The 16,604-nt window shown below is 69.0% G+C and carries 11 protein-coding genes, 1 tRNA gene, 1 pseudogene and 2 riboswitches; of the genes and pseudogenes, 3 read left to right on the forward strand and 10 right to left on the reverse strand.

Annotation, left to right across the window (positions count from 1 at the left end; genetic code table 11):
- Positions 1-56 precede the first annotated feature (56 nt).
- On the reverse strand, positions 57-1,175 hold the full coding sequence (locus ACTJKF_RS19830; RefSeq protein ID WP_440625378.1) for a glycosyltransferase family 9 protein: 1,119 nt from the start codon (positions 1,173-1,175) through the stop codon (positions 57-59).
- Complete coding sequence (locus tag ACTJKF_RS19835; protein WP_440625380.1) at positions 1,172-2,875, reverse strand: thiamine pyrophosphate-binding protein; 1,704 nt, start codon at positions 2,873-2,875, stop codon at positions 1,172-1,174. Before ACTJKF_RS19835 ends, ACTJKF_RS19830 begins: the two co-directional genes overlap by 4 nt.
- Before the next feature lie 84 nt (positions 2,876-2,959).
- On the opposite strand from ACTJKF_RS19835, the pseudogene ACTJKF_RS19840 reads away from it, so the two are divergent.
- Positions 2,960-3,166: pseudogene (locus tag ACTJKF_RS19840) on the forward strand (VapC toxin family PIN domain ribonuclease); the annotation flags it as partial.
- 70 nt (positions 3,167-3,236) lie between these two features.
- On the opposite strand, the gene ACTJKF_RS19845 reads toward ACTJKF_RS19840, so the two are convergent.
- The 7 genes from ACTJKF_RS19845 to ACTJKF_RS19875 all read right to left on the reverse strand — a co-directional run bounded on the left by ACTJKF_RS19845 (position 3,237) and on the right by ACTJKF_RS19875 (position 12,678).
- The gene (locus ACTJKF_RS19845) at positions 3,237-4,625 is read right to left on the reverse strand and encodes an L-serine ammonia-lyase (RefSeq protein WP_440625381.1); all 1,389 of its coding nucleotides are present in this window, start codon (positions 4,623-4,625) and stop codon (positions 3,237-3,239) included.
- Between the two features lie 30 nt (positions 4,626-4,655).
- Positions 4,656-5,792, reverse strand: a complete 1,137-nt coding sequence (locus tag ACTJKF_RS19850; protein WP_440625383.1) for an alginate lyase family protein — start codon at positions 5,790-5,792, stop codon at positions 4,656-4,658.
- 151 nt (positions 5,793-5,943) lie between these two features.
- Complete coding sequence (gene gcvP / locus ACTJKF_RS19855) at positions 5,944-8,871, reverse strand: aminomethyl-transferring glycine dehydrogenase (RefSeq protein WP_440625384.1); 2,928 nt, start codon at positions 8,869-8,871, stop codon at positions 5,944-5,946.
- A gap of 62 nt (positions 8,872-8,933) precedes the next feature.
- Positions 8,934-9,314, reverse strand: a complete 381-nt coding sequence (gene gcvH, locus ACTJKF_RS19860) for a glycine cleavage system protein GcvH (RefSeq protein ID WP_440625386.1) — start codon at positions 9,312-9,314, stop codon at positions 8,934-8,936.
- A gap of 136 nt (positions 9,315-9,450) precedes the next feature.
- A complete protein-coding gene (gcvT, locus tag ACTJKF_RS19865; RefSeq protein ID WP_440625387.1) occupies positions 9,451-10,569 on the reverse strand; it encodes a glycine cleavage system aminomethyltransferase GcvT in 1,119 nt (372 codons plus the stop codon).
- An 85-nt stretch (positions 10,570-10,654) separates the two neighbouring features.
- A riboswitch (glycine riboswitch) is annotated at positions 10,655-10,788 on the reverse strand.
- 32 nt (positions 10,789-10,820) lie between these two features.
- Positions 10,821-10,924, reverse strand: a riboswitch (glycine riboswitch).
- 132 nt (positions 10,925-11,056) lie between these two features.
- Positions 11,057-11,425, reverse strand: coding sequence for a hypothetical protein (locus ACTJKF_RS19870; RefSeq protein ID WP_440625389.1), 369 nt, complete (start codon positions 11,423-11,425; stop codon positions 11,057-11,059).
- A 200-nt stretch (positions 11,426-11,625) separates the two neighbouring features.
- Positions 11,626-12,678 carry an oxidoreductase gene (locus tag ACTJKF_RS19875; protein ID WP_440625390.1) on the reverse strand — a complete coding sequence of 351 codons (1,053 nt, stop codon included), beginning with the start codon at positions 12,676-12,678 and terminating at the stop codon, positions 11,626-11,628.
- Between the two features lie 503 nt (positions 12,679-13,181).
- Here ACTJKF_RS19875 and ACTJKF_RS19880 point away from each other — a divergent pair.
- Positions 13,182-15,269, forward strand: a complete 2,088-nt coding sequence (locus tag ACTJKF_RS19880) for a UvrD-helicase domain-containing protein (protein ID WP_440625392.1) — start codon at positions 13,182-13,184, stop codon at positions 15,267-15,269.
- Positions 15,270-15,363: 94 nt separating this feature from the next.
- Here the strand turns inward: ACTJKF_RS19880 and ACTJKF_RS19885 are convergent, their stop codons facing one another.
- Positions 15,364-16,263, reverse strand: coding sequence for a c-type cytochrome (locus ACTJKF_RS19885; RefSeq protein WP_440625393.1), 900 nt, complete (start codon positions 16,261-16,263; stop codon positions 15,364-15,366).
- A gap of 261 nt (positions 16,264-16,524) precedes the next feature.
- Between ACTJKF_RS19885 and ACTJKF_RS19890 the strand changes: the two genes are divergently transcribed.
- A tRNA-Arg gene (locus ACTJKF_RS19890) sits at positions 16,525-16,600 on the forward strand.
- Positions 16,601-16,604: the final 4 nt, after the last annotated feature.

Consider the following 16,604-nt stretch of genomic DNA (forward strand, 5'->3'; position numbering starts at 1 on the left):
CTTGCGCTCGGCCCTTCTGGGGGCCAGCGCAAGCCCGTTATTAGCGTGAACAGGCCCTAGCGCGTTGTGCGTTGCGCTCCGGCCGTCGCGGCCGCGTCGCGCGGTGCCGGCCACGGCAGCGCATCCCAGTCGATCGCCGCATAGGCGGCTTCGACCGCGGCGAGATCGTCCTGCCGTTCGCTGCGATGCAGTCCGTGCAATTCGGCCGGCAGGTCGAGGGCGACCGGCACGCAGTGCGGATAGTCGCGCACGCGCAGCGCCGGCCCGATCGTCGTGAAACAGCCGAGCGTCGGCACGTCGAAGCCGTCGGCGAGATGCAGCGCCGCCGTGTCGGGCGCGAACAGCACGCTCGCGCCCTTTACCCAGGCCATGAAATGCGCGGTGTCGGCCGCGTCGCGGCTCACGTCGACGTACGCGGGATGCGCGACGGGACCGAACCCGGCCACCGGCAGCCCGTAACGCTGCGCGAGTTGCTCGACGAACGCCGCGCGCAGTGCGGGCGGCACGCTGCGCACCGCGGTGCTCGCGGTCGGGCAGAACAGCGCGTACGGCCGCTGCCATTCGGCCGGCAGCGCGGGCAGCCGCAACCGCGCGAGCCAGCGATTGCGCTTCGCGGCGGCCGGCACCGTGGCCGGATCCACGCCGAGCGCGTCGAGGAAGAAGTCGATCATCGGCTGCCGCGCGAACGCGGGCCAGTACAGGTGATTGCCCAGATCGATGCACGGCGCGTGCGCGGGCAGCGCGTCGGCCGCGTACGGCAGCGCCCGCGACGGTGCGACGACATCGGCCGCGAGCGCGTACAGCGCGGCGACGTGGCGCGGCGCGCGGGCCGGCCGGTACAGCGTGAAGTGCAGACCGGGATGCATCGCGCGCAGCGCGGCGAGCGCGGTCAGCCCGATCACCGAGTCGCCGAGCGCGACGCCCATCCCGTTGATCACGTGTACGTGCGTCGCGTGGCCGTAGTCGAGCCGGAACGGCTGGTGTGCGGCGTGCAGCAGGCCGAGCGCCGGCGCGGCCGGCACGTGATGGTCCGCGGGGCCGCTGCCGTGCTCGAGGTCGTACGGCGCGACGAGCGTGCGGTCGGGGGCGAGCAGCGTGCCAGGGTGGGTGAGCGCGTCGTCGTGTGACAGCGACACGGCGAGGCCGGCCGGCGCGCCGCGCATTTCCACGGTCATGCGCCGCGCGCGCGGCGGCCTTGCTCGCGGATCTGCTCGAGCGTGGCGGCCGGTGTGCTGGCGTCCTGCGGGATGCGGATCTCGATCAGTGCCGGCAGCCCGCAGGTCAACGCGCGCTCCAGTGCCGGCGCGAATTCGGCGGTGCGCTCGACCGTCTCGCCATGCGCGCCGAACGCGCGCGCATACGCGGCGAAATCCGGGTTCGTGAGCCCGGTGCCGTGCACGCGCCCCGGATAATTGCGCTCCTGATGCATGCGGATCGTACCGAAATGCCCGTTGTTGACGACGATCGCGACGATGTTCAGCCCGTACTGCATCGCGGTCGCGAGCTCGTTGCCGGCCATCATGAAGCAGCCGTCGCCGGCGAGCGCGACGACGGTCCGCGCCGGATACAGCGACTTCGCGGCGAGCGCGGCCGGCAGCCCGTAACCCATCGCGCCGCTGGTCGGCGCGAGCTGCGAGCGGAAGTGCCGGTACGCGAAGTGCCGATGCAGCCAGATCGCGTAGTTGCCGGCGCCGTTGGTCAGGATCGCGTCGTGCGGCAGGCGCTCGCGCAACTGCACCATCACGTCGCCGAGCTGGACGTCGCCGGGCATCGGCAGCGGCGCATGCCATTCGCGGTACGCGCGATGCGCGTCGGCGGCCGTGCCGGCCCACGCGGGCTGTGCCGGCGGGTCGAGCGCGGCGAGCGGCGCCGCGATCTCGGGCATGCCGGACACGATCGGCAGGTCGGCCGCATACACGCGGCCGAGCTCGTCCGCGCCCTGGTGCACGTGGATCAGCGTCTGGCGCGTCTTCGGGATGTCGAGCAGCGTGTAGCCGCCCGTCGTCGCCTCGCCCAGGCGCGGGCCGAGCACCAGCAGCAGGTCGGCTTCGCGGATCCGCTTGCCGAGCGCGGGATTGATCCCGAGGCCGACGTCGCCCGCGTAGTTCGCGTGCGCATTGTCGAACGTGTCCTGGAAGCGGAACGCGCACGCGACCGGCAGTTGCCAGCGTTCGACGAAGCTGCGCAGGTTCGCGCAGGCGTCGGGCGTCCAGCCGCTGCCGCCGACGATCGCGAACGGCCGCTCGGCGCGCGCGAGCCGCTCGCGCAGCTCGTCGACCTGCGCGGCCGACGGCGACGCCGCGACGCGTTTCGCGGGAGGCACGACGGGCTGCGGCGCGCACGCTTCGGACAGCACGTCCTCCGGCAGCGCGAGCACGACGGGGCCGGGCCGGCCGGACGTCGCGACGTGGAACGCGTGGCTCAGGTATTCGGGAAGGCGGCGCGGGTCGTCGATCTGCGCAACCCATTTGGCCATCTGGCCGAACATCCGGCGATAGTCGATTTCCTGGAAGGCTTCGCGGTCGAGGTGTTCGCGCGCGCACTGGCCGACGAACAGGATCATCGGCGTCGAATCCTGGAACGCGGTGTGCACGCCGATCGACGCGTGCGTCGCGCCGGGCCCGCGCGTGACGAACGCGATGCCGGGGCGGCCGGTCAGCTTGCCGACCGCCTCCGCCATGTTCGCGGCGGCCGCCTCGTGGCGGCAGACGACCGTCTGGATGCGCGCGGTGTCGTCCGCCAGCGCATCGAGTACGGCGAGGAAGCTCTCGCCCGGCACGCAGAACACGCGTTCGACGTGATTGGCGAGCAACGCATCGACGAGCAGTCGCGCGCCGGTGGTGGCGCGCGGCTCGAGATCCTTGGAATGCGACATGGGCTGCCGTCTCCCTGGGTAGCGGGACGTACAGCTTACGCCCGTTGGCGGGGCGCCGGTGCACCGGCCGGTGAAAAGTGTCGGATCGACGATATTCCCGTTGCATCGTTCGACGCCGCAGCCGCGCAAGCATATGGCCCGGTTCATGAGGCAACCCGCGAACGGAAGAAGGATCACCTCGATAAATTGATCGCCGCTCATGCGCTGTCGCTCGATGTTGTCCTCGTGACCAACAACGAGCGGGATTTCGTCAGCTATCCGGGATTGCGACTGGAGAACTGGCTGAACGATCAGTGCCGGGTGTCGCGACCGGCAGTCATGCAGGATACCGATCCGCCCCGCATTACCGCCGGAGCCCGCATCAGCACTCGACGATATTCACCGCCAGCCCGCCGCGCGACGTTTCCTTGTACTTCGTCTTCATGTCGGCACCGGTCTCGCGCATCGTCTTGATCACCGAGTCGAGCGACACGTAGTGCGAGCCGTCGCCGCGCAGCGCCATGCGCGCCGCGTTGACCGCCTTCACCGATGCCATCGCGTTGCGCTCGATGCACGGGATCTGCACCATCCCGCCGACCGGGTCGCAGGTGAGGCCGAGGTTGTGCTCCATCCCGATCTCGGCCGCGTTCTCGACCTGGCGCGGCGTGCCGCCGAGCACGGCCGCGAGCGCGCCGGCCGCCATCGAGCACGCGACGCCCACTTCGCCCTGGCAGCCCACTTCCGCGCCCGAAATCGACGCGTTGAGCTTGTACAGGATGCCGATCGCGGCGGCCGTCATCAGGAAGTCGATCACGCCCTGTTCGTTCGCGCCCGGCGTGAAGCGCGTGTAGTAGTGCAGCACCGCCGGGATGATGCCGGCCGCGCCGTTGGTCGGCGCGGTGACGACGCGGCCGCCGGCCGCGTTTTCCTCGTTGACGGCGATCGCATACAGGTTGATCCAGTCGACCATCGACAGCGGATCCTGCAGTGCACGCTCGGGATTGCCGGTCAGCGCGCGATACAGCTGCGGCGCGCGGCGCTTGACCTGGAACGGGCCGGGCAGGTTGCCTTCGGCCTGCGGGTTGCCGATCCCGCAGCCGCGCGACACGCACGACTGCATCACGGCCCAGATCTTCAGCAGCCCGTCGCGCGTCTCTTCCTCGGTGTGCCACGCGCGCTCGTTTTCCCACATCAGCTGCGCGATCGACTTGCCGGTCGACTCGGTCAGCGCGAGCAGTTCGGCGCCGCTACGGAACGGATGCGTCATCTGCTCGGCCGCGCTCAGCACCTTCGTGTTCGGCGCGCCGGCCGTCACGACGAAGCCGCCGCCGACCGACAGGTAGGTGCGCTCGACCAGCACCGCGCCGTTCGCGTCGGACGCGCGCAGCTTCATCCCGTTCGGATGCTCGGGCAGCGCCTGCCGGTAGAACGCGATGTTTTCCTTCAGCACGAACGGCACCGGATGCGTGCCGAGCAGCGCGAGCTGTTTCGTCTTGCGGATGTCGTCGAGCCGCGCGTCGATCGTATCGGGATCGACGGTGTCGGGCGCGTCGCCGAGCAGGCCGAGCATCACGCCGCGGTCGGTGCCGTGGCCCTTGCCGGTCGCGCCGAGCGAGCCGTACAGCTCGACCTTCACGTGGGCCGTCGCCTCGAGCAGCCCGTCGCGCTCGAGGCCCTGGGCGAACATCAGCGCCGCGCGCATCGGTCCGACCGTATGCGAACTGGACGGGCCGATACCGATCTTGAAGAGGTCAAACACGCTGACTGCCATTTCGATTCCTGCCTTGCTTTAAGAATAGTGCTAGCGCGCCTGCAACGGCAGGCACGCGGCCAGCCATGCGGGCGGCATGGGGGATAGCTGTCGCGCGACGCGGGCATAGCGCCCGTCGAGCCGCGCGGCCAGATGAAAGAGTTCCGTGGCGCTTTTCGGATCCCACTGCCCCGTGTAGCCGGGCAAGCCGGCTTCGCGGCGCTTCGCGTCGAACGGCACCGGCGAATGCACGAATTCCTCGTGCGTTTTCTCGCCGAGCGCGTACGGCACGAGCCAGTCGAGCGCGGCCGCGAGCGTCGCGCCGTTCGCGCCGCGCTCGCGCAGCCAGTTGCGGTTGAAGCGGCGCGCGGCGAGCGCGGCCGTCACCAGCGGCTGCAGGTCGTACACCGCGTAATGCAGCGCATCGCGTTCGTCGAAATCCCAGGTCTTGCCGTCCGGGCCGATGTTGTCGGCGAGATGCTCGACGAACAGCCGCTGCGCGGCGTTCATCATCTTGCGGTCGCCGAGCGTGAACGCCGACAGCGCGATCAGCTTGATCCGGTGACTCTGCCAGTTGTTGCGCCACGTGCCGGTGAGCGGGCGCTTCTGCGCGTCGATCTGCGCGACATAGCCGGCGCCGAGCTTCGCGATGAACGTCGCCGTCGCGTTGCGGGTCTTGACCGGCAGCGCGCTTGCCGTCATGTCGTACGCGACGATCAGGCTGTCGAAGCGCGTCTCGTCGATCGGGTTGAAACTCGGCTGGTAGGTCGACACCCACGCGGACAGGAAGCGGTCGACGAGCTGCAGGTAGCGCGGCGCATTCGTCACGCGCCACGCGAGCGCGGCGTCGCGCATCAGCTCCATGTCCTTCAGCGCGTCGGCGCTCTGGTCGTAGATGCCTTCGTGCGGCAGCGTGCCCTCGGTGTGCACGCGCGGCATCGCCTTCGGCTGCTCGCCGATACGCGCGTCGACGCTGCGAATCAGCGCCTGCACACCCGGCTCGGCCTGGGTCGTCTCGCTCGCCTGCAACGCGGGCGCCGCGCAGAAATTCATCGCCGCGCGCGCGCTGCCGGCCGTGCCGAGGCCGGCGGCGGCAAACGACAGCGACGCGACGAGCAGCGGCACGGCGCGGCGCGTGCGCGGCCGCTCCTGCGTTGCACCATGGCCCGGAAACATCGGACGCACCATGCGGAACTCCTTGATTGGCTGGATCGCGTGTGATGTTAGCCGGATTGGCGGGCAAGCGCGCATCGGTTGGCCGGTCGGCGAATGCAAAAACCGCACGCAACCGGTGGCTGCGTGCGGTGTGGTCACGATCGGACGCTGGCGCGGGCGCGCGTTATGCGTATTCCGACATCGGCACGCACGAGCAGAACAGGTTGCGGTCGCCATAGGCGTTGTCCGCACGGCCGACCGGCGGCCAGTACTTGTTCGTGCCGAGCGAGGCGACCGGGTACGCAGCCTGCTCGCGCGAGTACGCGTGCGGCCATTCGTTCGCGGTGACGACGGCTGCCGTGTGCGGCGCGTGACGCAGCGGGTTGTCCTCGCGGTCGGCGCGGCCTTCCTCGACGGCGCGGATCTCGTCGCGGATCGCGATCATCGCGGCGATGAAGCGGTCGAGTTCTTCCTGCGATTCCGATTCGGTCGGCTCGACCATCAGCGTGCCCGGCACCGGGAAGCTCATCGTCGGCGCGTGGAAGCCGTAGTCCATCAGGCGCTTCGCGACGTCGTCGACGCTGATGCCGCTCGTTTCCTTGAGCGGACGCAGGTCGAGAATGCACTCGTGAGCGACCAGCCCGCCCGGGCCCGAATACAGCACCGGATAGTGCGGCGCGAGGCGCTTCGCGATGTAGTTCGCGTTGAGGATCGCGGTTTCGGTCGCGGCGGTCAGGTTCTTCGCGCCCATCATCGCGATGTACATCCACGAGATCGGCAGGATCGACGCCGAGCCGTACGGCGCGGCCGACACCGCGCCGATGCCGTCTTCCTCGCGCGCATAGCCGGTCGAACGCTGGTTCGGCAGGAACTTCGCGAGGTGCGCGCCGACCGCGACCGGGCCGACGCCCGGGCCGCCGCCGCCGTGCGGGATGCAAAAGGTCTTGTGCAGGTTCAGGTGCGACACGTCGCCGCCGAACTGGCCCGGCGCGGTCAGGCCGACCATCGCGTTCATGTTCGCGCCGTCGACGTACACCTGGCCGCCGTGCGCATGGACGATCTCGCAGATCTCGCGGACGTTCTGCTCGAACACGCCGTGCGTCGACGGATACGTGATCATGATCGCCGCGAGGTCCTTCGAATGCTGCTCGGCCTTCGCCTTCAGGTCGGCGATGTCGACGTTGCCCTGCGCGTCGCACGCGACGACCACGACCTTCATGCCGGCCATGTGCGCGGATGCCGGATTCGTGCCGTGCGCGGACGCCGGGATCAGGCACACGTCGCGATGCGCTTCGCCGCGCGATGCGTGGTATGCGTGGATGATCAGCAGGCCCGCGTATTCGCCCTGCGAGCCGGCGTTCGGCTGCAGCGACACGGCCGCGTAGCCGGTGGCCGCGACGAGCATTGCCTCGAGCTGGTCGATCATCTCGCGGTAGCCGACGGTTTGCTCGGCCGGCGCGAACGGGTGAATCTGGCCGAATTCGGGCCACGTGACCGGCAGCATTTCCGACGTCGCGTTCAGCTTCATCGTGCACGAGCCGAGCGGGATCATCGAGCGGTCGAGCGCGAGATCCTTGTCCGACAGGCTGCGCAGGTAGCGCAGCATTTCGGTTTCGGAATGGTGGCGGTTGAACACGTGGTGCGTCAGGTACGCGCTCGTGCGCTCGAGGCCGGCCGGCAGCGCGGCGACGCCGGCGAGGCCCGCGTCCAGCGCGTCCACGCCCGGCGCGGTGCCGCCCGCGGCCTGCGCGAACACGGCGAGGAGATCGGCGAGGTTGTCGCGGGTCGTCGTTTCGTCGACCGACACGCCGACTTGCGTGTCGCTCACGCGGCGCAGGTTGATGCGCTTCGCCTTCGCGAATTCGTGGACCTGTGCGGTGCGCGAGCCGGTGTCGATCGTCAGCGTGTCGAAGAACGTGTCGTTGACGGTCGCGAAGCCGAGCTGCTTCACGCCGGCGGCGAACAGCGCCGCGATGCGGTTCACGCGCAGCGCGATCGTCTTCAGGCCATGCGGGCCGTGGTAGACCGCGTACATGCTCGCCATGATCGCGAGCAGCGCCTGCGCGGTACACACGTTCGAGGTCGCCTTCTCGCGGCGGATGTGCTGTTCGCGCGTCTGCAGCGCGAGGCGCAGCGCGGGCTTGCCCTGCGCGTCGACGGTCACGCCGACGAGACGGCCCGGCATCTGGCGCTTGAATTCGTCACGCACGGCCATGTAGGCGGCGTGCGGGCCGCCGAAGCCCATCGGCACGCCGAAGCGCTGCGTGTTGCCGACCGCGACGTCCGCACCCCATTCGCCGGGCGGCGTCAGCACGGTCAGCGCGAGCAGGTCGGCCGCGACGACCACATGGCCGCCGGCCGCGTGGATCGCATCGGTGAGCGCGCGGTAGTCGCGCACGTCGCCGTTCACGCCCGGGTACTGGAGCAGCACGCCGAACGCGTTCGCTTGCGCGGCGTCGGCCGCCGGGCCCGTCTTGACGTCGATGCCGATCGGCAGCGCGCGCGTGCGGATCACTTCGAGCGTTTGCGGCAGCACGTCGTCGGCGACGTAGAACACGTTCGACGCCGGTTTGCCGGTGCGCTGCAGCAGTGTCATCGCTTCGGCGGCGGCGGTGGCTTCATCCAGCAGCGATGCGTTCGAGATCGCGAGGCCCGTCAGGTCGGCGACCATCTGCTGGAAGTTCAGGAGCGCCTCGAGGCGACCTTGGGAAATTTCGGGCTGGTACGGCGTGTAGGCCGTGTACCACGCCGGGTTTTCGAGCACGTTGCGCAGGATCACGGCCGGCGTGTGCGAGTCGTAATAGCCCTGGCCGATATACGAGCGGAACACCTGGTTCTTGTCCGCGAGCGCGCGCAGCGCGGCGAGGGCTTCGGCCTCGCTCTTCGGTTGCGCGAACGGGCCGAGCGGCAGCGTTTCGGCGCGGCGGATCGAGGCCGGGATCACGGCGTCGATCAGCGCGGCGCGCGACGCGAAGCCGAGCGTGTCGAGCATGGCCTGCTGGCTGGCGGCATCGGGGCCGATGTGGCGTTCAGCGAACGCGTCGTGCGTTTCGAGCGCGGCGAGCGAGAGGGGCGTGCGGTTCATCAGGCGGTCCGGGTGTTCGAGCTTCATGGCGTGACTCTGGTCCCGCGCGGAGCCGGCTGGCCGGCGCCGCGCGGTTCGGGTAAGGAAAATTAGTCGATCAGCTTGCTGTAGGCGTCGGCGTCGATCAGCTTGTCGGTCGATGCGCCGGCCGCGAGCTTGATCTTGAAGAGCCACACGCCGTAGGCGTCGCTGTTCACTTCTTCCGGCGCGTCGGCGGCTTCTTCGTTGATGGCGACGACTTCGCCCGACACCGGCGAGTAGATGTCGGATGCGGCCTTCACCGACTCGACGACGCCGACGGCGTCGCCCGCGTTCACCGACTTGCCGACTTGCGGCAGTTCGAGGAAGACGATGTCGCCGAGCGTGCTCTGCGCGTGATCGGTGATGCCGACCGTCAGCGTGCCGTCGGCTTCGGTGCGGATCCACTCGTGTTCGTCGGTGTACTTCAGATCGGCCGGGACGTTGCTCATCGGATGCTCCTGGATAAAGTGTGTGTTCGTTATGCTGGCGCGCCGTCAGGGCGCGCCGGGTGTGGTTGCGCCGGGCGCCATTTCCCGGCTTTCCGGGCGGCGGCCTTGCAGTCGCTTCCCGGTTGCTTCCTGGTCGTTACGCAGCGAGGACCTTGCCGTTGCGCACGAACGGCAGTTTTACCACGCGCGCGGGAAGTTGCTTGTCTCGAATCTGCACATGAATGGTGTCGCCGATCTGAACGGCCGCCGGCACGCGCGCGAACGCGATCGATTCCTGCATCGACGGCGAGAACGTGCCGCTCGTGATCTCGCCTTCGCCGTGCGGCGTGACGACCTTCTGGTGCGCGCGCAGCACGCCGCCCGCCTTGCCGTTTTCCTTCTGCAGGATCAGGCCGACGAACGCGGCGCGCGAGCCGTCGCGCTCGAGCGCGGCGCGGCCGACGAAATCGCGCGGCGCCGACAGGTCGACCGTCCAGGCGAGGCCGGCGTCGAGCGGGGACACGTTGTCGTCCATGTCCTGGCCGTACAGGTTCATGCCGGCCTCGAGGCGCAGCGTGTCGCGCGCGCCGAGCCCGCACGGGTGCACGCCGTTTTGCTGCAGCGCGTTCCACAGGGCTTCGACGTGCACGGCCGGGACGATCACTTCGAAGCCGTCTTCACCGGTGTAGCCGGTGCGCGCGATGGTGAGATCGCCGAACGGCGTGCCGGCGACCTGCGCGGCGTTGAACGGCTTCAGCTCGCTGGTCGCGGCGCGCGCGGCGGGCACCGTCGTCCAGGCCTTTTCGCGGGCGTTCGGACCCTGAACGGCGACGATCGCGAAATCGCGGCGCGGCGCGATGGTCAGGCCGAAGCCGCCTTGTTCGTTGAGCTGGTTGAACCACGCGATGTCCTTCTCGGCCGTGCCGGCGTTGACGACGACGCGGAAGAAGTCTTCGGTGAAGTAATAGACGATCAGGTCGTCGATGACGCCGCCCTGCGGATTGAGCAGGCACGAGTAGAGTGCCTTGCCGGGGGGCTTGAGCTTGCCGACGTTGTTGGCGATCGCGTGCTCGAAGAACGCGCGCACGCGGCTGCCGGTGAAATCGACGACGCACATGTGCGACACGTCGAACATGCCGGCGTCGGTGCGCACGGCTTCGTGTTCTTCGATCTGCGAGCCGTAGTTGACGGGCATGTCCCAGCCGCCGAAATCGACCATGCGGGCATTGAGCGCGCGGTGCGCGGCGTTGAGCGGGGTGTGTTTCAGTGCAGTCATCGAGGCCTCAGGCAAGGCGCTTGCGCGCGGGTCAGAACGGCCATGTGCCGACCGTCGCGGCCTTTTGGCCTGCGTACGATCCGGTACATGCCCCTCTGTCCTCGATACCTGAGAGATTGCGTTGCGGCCACAAACCGGCGAACGCGCGCCCCTTCGGTGGGCAGCCTGCCCGCGCAGCATGTGCGCAGCGGGCTACTGCCGCTCTCCAGAGTGCGGGGAAGGCGGCCCGCGCAATGCGCGGACGGGATTCCCCGACGCGGTCGGTCCTTTTGCCTGAGAGTTTGCGGGTGTGCCCCTTCGGCGGCGCGACCGGCGTTGCTAGCTACGCGGTCACACGCTCTCCCGACGCGTGCGGGCGACTGTACGCGAGCGGGTGGGCATTGTCAATTTGAGCAAAAGGATGTCGCTTCACGACAAGCGGCGGCATGGGGTGTCGCCGCTTTGACGGGCGCGGGCCGGCACCGTGCGGGCGCCGACATGGCCGGCATTACTCGCCGATGGCGCGCGCCGCCGTGTCGAGTTCCTGGTTCAGCACGCGTTGCTCGTCGCCGGACAGGCCGCCGTTGTGCTGCGCCGACATGTCGTTCGCTTCCTGGCGGATCACGTCGAGGCGGTGGTGCAGCTGCGCGCCGTACGGCGGCGGGTAGTAGCCGCCGTTGACACGCGCGTCGACCCGGCGATGCAGGTTGTCGATCCGGCCCTGAACTTCCTGCAGGCGATCGTTCGCGACGACCTGCGGATTCGGCCGCGGCGGGGGCGGAGGCGCCTGACGGGCCGGCCGCTGCGGCTGCACGACACAGGCCGCGAGCGAGGAAACCAGGACGCAGCATGCCGCTGCGCGAATCAACCGTTGCATCACATTCTCCTGACGGTTTGGTGTCGGATCGACTTTTTGAGAAACGCATCAGACCGGACGACCGCTGACTTTCGTTCCCGCACCATTTGTAACGGAATGTTCGGGATCGAGCGGCCGTGGCACGACGCGTGGCCGCCGCCGGGGCGCGGCGGCGGTTGACGACCGCGGCCGGGATCGGCACCGACCCGGCCGGCGGCCGGTCAGACGGTGCGGCGCACGAAGGGTACCCGGCGGCCTTCGTGCTCGCTCTGCGCGGCGAGCTCGATGATCGTCATCACGTCGACGGCGTCCTGCGGCGTGACGGGGAACGGCGCGCCGTCGTGGACCGACGCGGCGAGCGCGCGGTAGAACTCCGCATACTGGCCATCGAGCGTCGGCACCGGCCGTTCGACCTCGACGTCGCCGTCGAGCACGCGCAGCACGCCGGGCGGATTGCCGCCGCCGAACTCGACGTGGTCCGGCGTGAGGCCGGCCTTGAGCTGGTCTTCCTGCGTGTCGAGCCCGAACTTCTGGTAGCTGCCGCGCGTGCCGTGCAGCGTGAAGCGCGCGGGCTCGATCGCCGACAGCGCGCTCGCGTGCAGCGCGACGTCCTTGTCCGGATAGCCGAGCAGCAGGTGCACGAAATCGGGTGCCGTGCCGTTGTCGCGGCGCGTCTTGACCGTGGCGCTCACCGTTTCCGGCAGCCCGAACAGCGCGAGCGCCTGGTCGATCAGGTGCGGGCCGAGGTCGAGCAGCAGGCCGCCGCCGCGGGCGGGCTCCTCGCGCCAGCGCGTGCGCGGGGTCGGCCGGAAGCGGTCGAAGTGCGACGCGAACCAGGTGAGCCGGCCGAGCTCGCCGGATTCGACGACGCGGCGCACGGTGAGGAAGTCGCCGTCCCAGCGGCGGTTGTGGAACGGCGCGAACAGCCGGCTGCGCGCGTTCGCGAGCCGTGCGAGCGCGAGCGCTTCGTCGGCGGTGAGCGTGACGGGCTTGTCGACGACCACGTGGCGGCCGGCTTCCAGCACCTGGCGCGCGAGCGCGAAGTGCGTGTCGTTCGGCGTGGCGATCACGACGCAGTCGATGTCGTCGAGGCCGAGCAGCGTATCGAGATCGGGGACGATGCGCGCGCCGGGATACGCGGCGCGGGCGCGATCGGCCTGTGCCGTCGCGATCGCGGCGACCTCGGTGCGGCCGCTCGTGGCGATCACGGGCGCGTGGAACGTCGCGCCGGCGAAACCGAAACCCATCAAACCAATCCTGAGCAATGACGACATGGCGATCCCTGACTGCAAACGAAACGAAAGGATGGCGCGCCGTGGCGGCGCGAGGACGACCGGCTATTTTGGCATGGCGCGGCGGCGTGCACCGGCGCGATCGGCAAAACGCGCGGCAGCAGGCGGCACGTGCGCGGGTGTGGCAGGCGTTTGGCACGACGCCGGCCGGGCGCGGCCGCGATCGACCGGCCAGCTCGCCGGTGCGACGGCCGTCCATTGTGGACCATCGGGCCGGGAATGGGGGTCGATTGGCCGTCCGGACAGGGGCGGGACGACGGGTTGCGCGAGGATTGAATGCGGGCCGGCGCAGGGCGGAACGCGCACCGCGCAAGGGGACAAAACGGCAAGCTGCCCGCGCGGCCCCGTCCGGCGGGGCTCCCGAAAAGCGCGTCGCCGACGTGTTAACATGCGCGTCCTGCTCCGCGTATCCGCCTGCATTCCAGGCCTGCAGCGCGCGGCATCCTCCCGGCGTTCCGCCGTCAACCGCAACATCATCCGCCATCATGTCCGCAGGCCTCAACCCCGCTCAGAACGAAGCGGTGCGCTACCTCGACGGTCCCTGCCTCGTGCTCGCCGGCGCGGGCAGCGGCAAGACCCGCGTGATCACGCAGAAGATCGCGCACCTGATCGAAGCGAAAGGCTTCGAGCCGCGCCACATCGCGGCCGTCACGTTCACGAACAAGGCCGCCGCCGAAATGCGCGAGCGCGTGTCGAAGCTGCTCGAAGGCAAGACGCTCACCACGCCCGGCAAGGAAGGCCGCAAGGTGCCCGTCAACCAGCTCACCGTGTGCACGTTTCACTCGCTCGGCGTGCAGATCCTGCGCCAGGAAGCCGAACACGTCGGCCTGAAGCCGCAGTTCTCGATCATGGATTCGGACGACTGCTTCGGGATGATCCAGGAGCAGATCGGCACCACCGACAAGGGCCTGATCCGCAAGATCCAGAGCACCATCTCGCTGTGGAAGAACGGCCTGATCATGCCGGAGGAGGCGATGACGATCGCGGCCAACGAGGACGAGCACCAGGCCGCGCTGGTCTACCGCAACTACGTCGCGACGCTGCATGCGTACCAGGCGGTCGACTTCGACGACCTGATCCGCCTGCCGGCCGAGCTGTTCGAAAAGAACGAGCAGGTGCGCGACCGCTGGCAGAACAAGCTGCGCTACCTGCTGATCGACGAATACCAGGACACCAACGCGTGCCAGTACGCGCTGCTGAAGCTGCTCGCCGGCCCGCGCGCCGCGTTCACCGCGGTGGGCGACGACGACCAGGCGATCTACGGCTGGCGCGGCGCGACGCTCGAGAACCTCGCGCAGCTCGGCAAGGATTTCCCCAAGCTGCACCTCGTCAAGCTCGAGCAGAACTACCGGTCGACGGTGCGGATTCTCACCGCCGCGAACAACGTGATCGCGAACAACCCGAAGCTGTTCGAGAAGAAGCTGTGGTCCGAGCACGGGATGGGCGACTCGATCACCGTCACGCCGTGCAACGACGAAGAGCATGAAGCCGAATCGGTCGTGTTCCGGCTGTCCGCGCACAAGTTCGAGCGGCGCGCGCAGTTCCGCGACTACGCGATCCTGTATCGCGGCAATTTCCAGGCGCGGATCTTCGAGCAGGTGCTGCGCCGCGAGCGGATCCCGTACGTGCTGTCGGGCGGCCAGTCGTTCTTCGACAAGGCCGAGATCAAGGATCTGTGCGCGTACCTGCGGCTGATCGCGAATGCCGACGACGATCCCGCGTTCATCCGCGCGGTCACCACGCCGCGCCGCGGGATCGGCAACACGACGCTGGAAGCGCTCGGCTCGTTCGCGGGGCAGGCGAAGGTGTCGCTGTTCGAGGCGGTGTACATGGGCGGGATCGAGGCGCGGCTGTCCGCACGGCAGGTCGAGCCGCTGCGGATGTTCTGCGACTTCATCCAGCGCCTGACCGACCGCGCGGACAAGGAGCCCGCGACCGTCGTGCTCGACGACATGATGGAGGCCATCCACTACGAGGCCTACCTGTACGACGCGTTCGACGAGCGGCAGGCGCAGTCGAAGTGGCAGAACGTGCTCGAATTCCTCGAATGGCTGAAGCGCAAGGGCACCAAGCCCGAGACGGACGCCGTCGACGGCGAGGCGGAAGGCTTTCACAACGCGGACGGGCTCGCGGACACCGGCAAGAACCTGCTCGGCCTGATCCAGACCGTCGCGCTGATGTCGATGCTCGAAGGCAAGGACGAGGATCCGGACGCGGTGCGGCTGTCGACCGTGCATGCGTCGAAGGGGCTCGAGTATCCGCACGTGTTCCTGGTCGGCGTCGAGGAGGGCATCATGCCGCACCGCGGCGGCAGCGAGGACGACGGCCCGATCGACAGCGAGCGGATCGAGGAAGAGCGCCGGCTGATGTACGTTGCGATCACGCGCGCGCAGCGCAGCCTGCACCTGAACTGGTGCAAGAAGCGCAAGCGGGCGCGCGAGACGGTCGTGTGCGAACCGTCGCGCTTCATCCCCGAGATGGGCCTCGACGAAGCGCCGCCGCCGACGCCGGAAGAGGCGCCGATGTCGCCGAAGGACCGGCTCGCGAGCCTGAAGGCGTTGCTGCAGAAGTGATGGGCGAGGTGGCCGGACAGGCCGCTTCGGCAAAAGAAAACCCCCGCGGCGCGCGTGCGTCGCGGGGGTTTTTTCTGGCCGGCCGGCGTTGCCGTTACTTCGCCGCGTTGACCATGTAGTCGACGGCCGCCTTCACGTCGGCGTCGGACGCGTTCGATCCGCCCTTCGGCGGCATCGCGCCCTTGCCGTGCAGTGCGTAGTTGTAGACGGTGTCCATCGAGTCCTTCAGGCGCGGCGCCCAGTCCTCCTTGCTGCCGAACTTCGGCGCGCCGAGCACGCCGGCCGCGTGACACGCCTGGCATACCTGCGTGTACAGCGCCTTGCCGGCCGAGGCGGCGTCGGCGCTGGTCGGCGCGGCCGCGGGCTTTTCGCCGGCCTTCGGGATCGCGGCGATCGCGGCCATCGCGGCGGCGGCCTGCGCGTTCGATGCGTCGGCGCCCGATGCGCCTGCCGCGCCCGCCGCACCGCTTGCTGCCGGCGCCGCGTTGGCGGCCGGTGCCGCCGGTTCGGGGAAGTTCGCGCCGTCGTTGTTCGCCATGTAGACGATCGCGCGTGCGATTTCATAGTCGCTGACGTCGTCGGGGCTCGTACCGCCGCGCGGCGGCATCGCGCCCTTGCCGGACAGCGCGGTTTTCAGCAGCGTGTCGAAGCCCTGCGAGATGCGCGGCGCCCAGTCGTCCTTGTTGCCGAACTTCGGTGCGCCGGCCGCGCCCGTGCCGTGACAGGTCACGCACACGGCCTTGTAGACTTCCTCGCCGGTCTTGTACGTGCGGGGTGCGTTCGCGTCCTTCACGTCGACCTGCGCGAGCGGTGCGATCCGTGCGGCGACCTGTTGGTCGGATAGCGCATCCGTGCCGGCGCCCGCACGGAACGCGTGGTTGGCATAGGTGGCAAACAGGACGATCAGGGCGATCGGGATCGCGAACGACGCGATGATGACGGCAATCAACTGCCCGGGTGTTTTGACGGGAGATTCGTGGGGTGCTTCGCTCATGCTTGCCTCGTCTCCGTGAATAGGAATTGTGAGCGCGGTGCAACGGCAAAATGGCAGTCCAATGAAGCACGGACGATTATAGACGGAACGTTTACATCACGGCGAGCGGTGCGAAGGCGCGTGTTTACCCGCACGAATGGGGGCCTGACGACGATTCGGCGGGCAAGGTGGACGCGTCATGGGAAACCGGGTATCCTTGCCGTCTTGCCGATGGTAGGCGGCCGGTTTATCGGGGTCGTTTCACTGTCGTCACCGTCATATGCGCCCGTAGCTCAATGGATAGAGTACTGCCCTCCGAAGGCAGGGGTTGCTGGTTCGATCCCAGCCGGGCGCGCCAAATG

The sequence above is a fragment of the Burkholderia sp. 22313 genome, from assembly GCF_052045245.1.
GTDB lineage: Bacteria > Pseudomonadota > Gammaproteobacteria > Burkholderiales > Burkholderiaceae > Burkholderia.